The sequence below is a fragment of the Streptomyces sp. NPDC007162 genome, assembly GCF_040634175.1.
GTDB lineage: Bacteria > Actinomycetota > Actinomycetes > Streptomycetales > Streptomycetaceae > Streptomyces.
Genome location: NZ_JBEYFC010000580.1, coordinates 1 through 5,083, shown reverse-complemented (window position 1 = coordinate 5,083; position 5,083 = coordinate 1). Strand labels below are relative to the sequence as shown.

4 protein-coding genes and 1 pseudogene are annotated in these 5,083 nt (G+C 70.4%); 4 read left to right on the top strand and 1 reads right to left on the bottom strand.

Features of this window, described 5'->3' with window-relative positions; all coding sequences use genetic code 11:
• Together ABZ646_RS39685 and ABZ646_RS39680 are read left to right on the top strand one after the other, a co-directional pair.
• A partial coding sequence (locus tag ABZ646_RS39685) for a hypothetical protein (protein WP_360530523.1) occupies positions 1-937 on the top strand: 937 nt, incomplete at its 5' end.
• Positions 927-2,144, top strand: coding sequence for an alpha/beta hydrolase (locus ABZ646_RS39680; protein ID WP_360530520.1), 1,218 nt, complete (start codon positions 927-929; stop codon positions 2,142-2,144). The genes ABZ646_RS39685 and ABZ646_RS39680, both read left to right, overlap by 11 nt.
• Before the next feature lie 200 nt (positions 2,145-2,344).
• Here the strand turns inward: ABZ646_RS39680 and ABZ646_RS39675 are convergent, their stop codons facing one another.
• A complete protein-coding gene (locus tag ABZ646_RS39675) occupies positions 2,345-2,641 on the bottom strand; it encodes a hypothetical protein (protein ID WP_360530526.1) in 297 nt (98 codons plus the stop codon).
• Between ABZ646_RS39675 and ABZ646_RS39670 the strand changes: the two are divergent.
• Both ABZ646_RS39670 and ABZ646_RS39665 read left to right on the top strand, forming a co-directional pair.
• Positions 2,526-2,957 (top strand): annotated as a pseudogene (locus ABZ646_RS39670) (aldo/keto reductase); the annotation flags it as partial. The gene ABZ646_RS39675 and the pseudogene ABZ646_RS39670 sit on opposite strands and share 116 nt — an antisense overlap.
• A 251-nt stretch (positions 2,958-3,208) precedes the next feature.
• Positions 3,209-5,041, top strand: coding sequence for an alkaline phosphatase family protein (locus ABZ646_RS39665; protein WP_360530517.1), 1,833 nt, complete (start codon positions 3,209-3,211; stop codon positions 5,039-5,041).
• Positions 5,042-5,083 lie beyond the last annotated feature (42 nt).

Here is a 5,083-nt window from a genome sequence, read left to right as displayed (position 1 = left end):
GTTCGTGGCGGCGACGGGGCTGCCGTCGGGCCCCGGGGACGTGCAGAGCCTGTTCTACGGGCTGCCGGAGGGGGCCGATCCCGACGACAAGGTGCGCGTGCTGGTCGGGTTGTATCCGCCCGTGTGGCGCCACCGCTACGCCACGGAGTTCGCGGCCCTGTTGGAGGACAGTGGCGTCGGGGTTCGGCAGGTGGTCGACGTCGCGGCCGCGGCGGTGCGCGTCTGGGCCCGTCCCAGCAGGCACCTGCACGACCGGACCGGACGGATGTGCACCACCGTCGTGGTAACCCTGTGCGCGTGGACGGCGCTGGCGGCCGGCGCCGTCCTGTTCGCCAAGACCACTCGGGACGGGGCCTGGTATGTCACCGGGCACACCGACCCGGCCGCAGGGTGGTACAACGTGTACGCGCTGGCCTCGGCCACGTCGGCGCTGGCCATCGCGGTCGGCTGGCTGCCCCCAGTGGCCGCCGTCCTCCGCGCCCCGCAATGCCATCCCGGACGCCGCCGCGCCCGCCTGCTGTTGCTCGCCCCACCGGTGGCCGTTTCGGCCTTCCTGGGCGCTGCGGCGGTTCTCCGGCTGATCACCCACGGGGGGGGTGTCGGCCGCACTGGGTTTCTGGTCCTGGTCGGGCTCGGCCTGCTCGCCGGTGCCGCCTTCGCCGCCGGACCGGCCGCCGCGCTGCGGCACGTCACGCCGAGCGGTGCGTGGCTACGCGTCGCCACCCTGGCCGGCGCGGTCGCCACGACACTCATGGCGGTGGCCGTTCCCGCCAGCATCGGCTACGGCCTGGTCACCTTCGCCGACCGGCCCGGGTTTATGGCACTGACCGTCTACGGCACGGTCATGGCGGTCACGCTGGTGGTCGCGGCGGCCTCCTCCGCACGCGGCCTGCGGGCCGCCATCGCACGCACCCGGGGCACCGTCGATGCTCACTGACCGTTGGTGGCTGCGCCGAACCCTGAAGACCCTGCTCGTCCTGGTGATCGTGCTGGTGGTGACGCTCGGCGGCTACATCGGCTATGTGGCGGTCCGGCAGGGGCAGCAGGTCACCCTGCCGGCCCCCGCCGGCCGTTATCCAGTCGGCCGGACCACGGCCGACTGGACCGACCACGCCCGCACCGATCCACTCGCCCCGCGGCCGGGCATGCCGCGGGAGCTGTCCGCGTGGCTGTGGTACCCGGCCGCACCCGCCCCCGGCGCGCCACCCGCGCCCTATGCCCCGGGCGCATGGTCGGGACTGCACATGGGCGGCCTGCCCGGGCTGGGCGAGACCAGTTTCGACGACATCCGGGTGCACGCCGTCGCCGACGCACCCGTCGCCGCCGACCGGTTTCCCGTGGTCATGCTCGAACCCGGGTTGGGTCTGGCTGCGCCGCAGTACACCACGCTCGCGGAGAACCTGGCCAGCCACGGATACCTGGTCGCCGGGATCACCCCCACCTACAGCGCGAACCTGACCGTGCTGCACGGACGGCCGGTGAGTGCGACACCCGCCGGTAACCCGCAGGACTCCGACGCGGCCGCCATGCGCCCGGCCAACGACCGGCTGGTCAGCGTATGGGCGGCCGACGACCGCTTCGCGGCGGCCCGGGTCGCCGCGCTGGACGCCACCGGCCGGTTCGCCGGGCACGTCGACGCGGCCACCACCATGTACCTGGGCCACTCCTTCGGCGGAGCCGCCGCGCTGCAAGCCTGCCACGACGACCCGCACTGCGCCGGCGCAGCCGACCTGGACGGAACCCAGTTCGGCACGGTCGTCCACTCCGGACTCGGCAAACCGATGATGCTGCTGGCCAGCCAGAGCTCCTGTATCACCGGAACCTGCCGGCCGAGCAATGCCGACGAGCAATCCGAACGCGACGCCGCCCGCGCCTTGCTGGCAGCCAGCACCGGGCCCGTCTGGAGTTACCGGCTCAACGGGGCCGAGCACTTCAACTTCAGCGACTACGGCGCCTACTACCTGGCCGCGCCGATCCGGTCTGTGGTCGGGCTCGGGTCGATCGACAGCGACGACGCGCTGACCATCACCAACGCCTACCTGGCCGCGTTCGTCGACCATGTGGCCCGCGGCCTGCCAGAACCGCTGCTGGCCGGCCGGTCCTCGCCGTACCCCCAGGTTGAGGTACAGCGCACCGCGTCGTGAGCATGTGCACAGGAGTTTGGATATCCGTGCAGCCGACTGTGCGACATCCCGTTGGTTCCCCTGACCGCTCCGCGTGCAGGAAGCGCTTGGGGAGATTGGAAGCTCACGTCTCAACGCCCTTGTACCCACGTGGCTACGCATGGACAACGGGCAAGGGTGAACCCTGTTCGTAATGCGCTGTCCTGACTGTCGTGTTTGTGTCACCGGCGGCTTTGCAGGCGCTGTCTCAGGGCGAGGTTCTCGGCGTACAGGTTCGCGGTGACGGTGGCCAGGGCCTCGATCTCTCCCTGGAGTTCGCGTACCCGGCTGCGTGCCTCGGTCAGCTGGGTGCACAGTGTGCGGATGGTGTCGTCTCGGGCGGCTTCTGCGGGTGGGCGTCGGATGGGGCGAGGGACGTGTGCGTTCCATTCGGCGAGGAGTTCGGCGGCGCGGTGGACGGTGGCGTGGCTGAGGCAGGCTTCGCGGGCCAGGTTTTCCTTGGTGAGGGTTCCGCGCACCCTCGCGGACCTGAAGAACTGGGCACCGGTGGCGGGCATCCAGGTCGAGTACAGCCTGATCGAGAGGACCCCCGACCGCGAGCTGCTGCCGATGGCGGAGAGTCCGGGACTCGGCGCCGCTCTGTGGTCCCCGCTCGGCGGCGGACTGCTCACCGGCAAGTACCGCCACAGCGCCGAGGGACGCCTGACCGACCTCAAGGCGGTCATTCACACCGAGAACACGGCCCAGAAGACCGCGGTCGTCGACACCGTCCTGGCCGTCGCCGAGGAGAGCGGTGCGACGCCCGCCCAGGTGTCGGTGGCCTGGCTGCGTGAGCGTAGGGACCCCACCGGGACCCGTACGGTGGCGGTTACTTCTTCGCACTGCCCGGCGTACGGGACACGGACGACTGGTTCGGACGCGCGCTGCTGACCTGAATCGGTCAACACGCGGTCAAGACTTGCCCCAGCATCCCTGACCCGGTGTTCACTCTGCCGCCATCATGACTCCGCCGCAGCGCCCGGCAACGGGCGAAGCATCCCTGCCTGTACGACGCACTGACGTTCATGCCCGGAGGGTGAACCAGCATGGCCAGCACAGGAAGACGAACGGCGATCAGGAGCCTCGGGGCTCTCGCGGGGGCCGCCGCGCTCACGGTCCTCGGTGGTACCGCGCCCAGTTGGGCCGCCGTACCCGCCGGACACCGGGGCGGGCCGTCGACCACGACGCCCATCAAGCACGTGGTCGTGCTGTTCGACGAGAACATCTCGTTCGACCACTACTTCGCGACCTACCCGAAGGCCGCGAACACCGACGGGACGAAGTTCACGGCGGCGAAGAACACCCCGAAGGACGTCGACACCCTCGCGCACGCCGGGCTGCTGACGAAGAACCCGAACCAGTACCTGCCGAAGCGGCTCACCCCGGCGCAGGCGATGACCTGCGACCAGAACCACTCCTACGGTCCCGAGCAGCTGGCCTACGACGGCGGCAAGGCCGACCGGTTCGTGCAGAACACCGAGGTCGACAAGTGCTCCGGCGGCCTGTTCGGCGAGCCCGGCCTGGTGATGGACTACTACGACGGCAACACCGTCACCGGGCTGTGGAACTACGCCCAGCACTACGCCCTCAACGACCGCTCGTACAGCTCGGTCTACGGCCCGTCCACGCCCGGCGCAATCAACCTGGTGTCGGGCCAGACGCACGGCGCGATCTCGGTGGACCCGGTCACCGGCAAGCAGACCTCGACCCCGGACTCGTACGCCATCGCCTCCCCGAACGCCAAGGGTGTCGGCACGGTCGTCAACGACCCCGACCCGGCCTTCGACGACTGCTCCGACAAGGACCACACCAGCACCAGCGCACTGGCGGCGCTGCAGGGCAAGAACATCGGCGACCTGCTCAACGCCAAGAAGGTGACCTGGGGCTGGTTCCAGGGCGGTTTCCGCCCGTCCACCGCCTACAACGGCACGTCCGGCTCCTACGCCAAGTGCGACACCACGCACACCAACGTGGGCGGCGCCTCCGTGGTCGACTACAGCCCGCACCACAACCCGTTCTCGTACTACAGGTCGACGGCGAACCCCCACCACGTGGCGCCGAAGAACGTGAACGAGATCGGTCACAACGGCCAGGCGAACCACAACTACGACCTGACCGACTTCACCGCGGTGGCCAAGGCGGGCAAGCTCCCCGCCGTCAGCTTCCTCAAGGCCGGTGCGTACCAGGACGGCCACGCCGGCTACTCCGACCCGACCGACGAGCAGCACTTCCTCGTCAACGAGATCAACACCGTCCAGAGCTCGCCGCAGTGGAAGTCCACCGCGATCGTCGTCGCCTACGACGACTCCGACGGCTGGTACGACCACGCCTACACCAAGCCCCGCAACGGCTCCAAGGACACCACGGTCGGCTCCAACGGCAAGGCCCTCGACAGCGCGGCCTGCCAGTCCGGCCCGGCCGCGTCCGGTGGCTACGCCGACCGCTGCGGCCCGGGCACCCGGCAGCCGCTGCTGGTCGTCTCGCCCTACAGCAAGGTGAACAAGGTCGACCACACCCTGACCGACCAGGCCTCGATCACCCGGTTCATCGAGGACAACTGGCGCACCGGCCGGATCGGCGACCACTCCTTCGACGCCACCGCGGGTTCGCTGAACGGCATGTTCGACTTCAGGCACCCGAACGACAAGCAGGTGCTGCTGAAGTCCGACGGCTCCGTCAGGTCCGTCGGCCCGATCCGGCACGTGGCCGCGGTCAGCACGCAGATCACCCCCGGCCCGGCGATGGTGAACACCGCCGCCACGACCGGCTCCGGCGGGTTCCCGACGCTTCCGGTGGGCCTCGGTGCGGGCGCCCTGGTGGCCGCCGGCGCCACGGGCACCTACCTGACGCTGCGCCGCAAGCAGCGCACCACCGCCTGACGCCCACCGCGCCCTGACCCGCTCGGCACGGTCCGCCTTCCC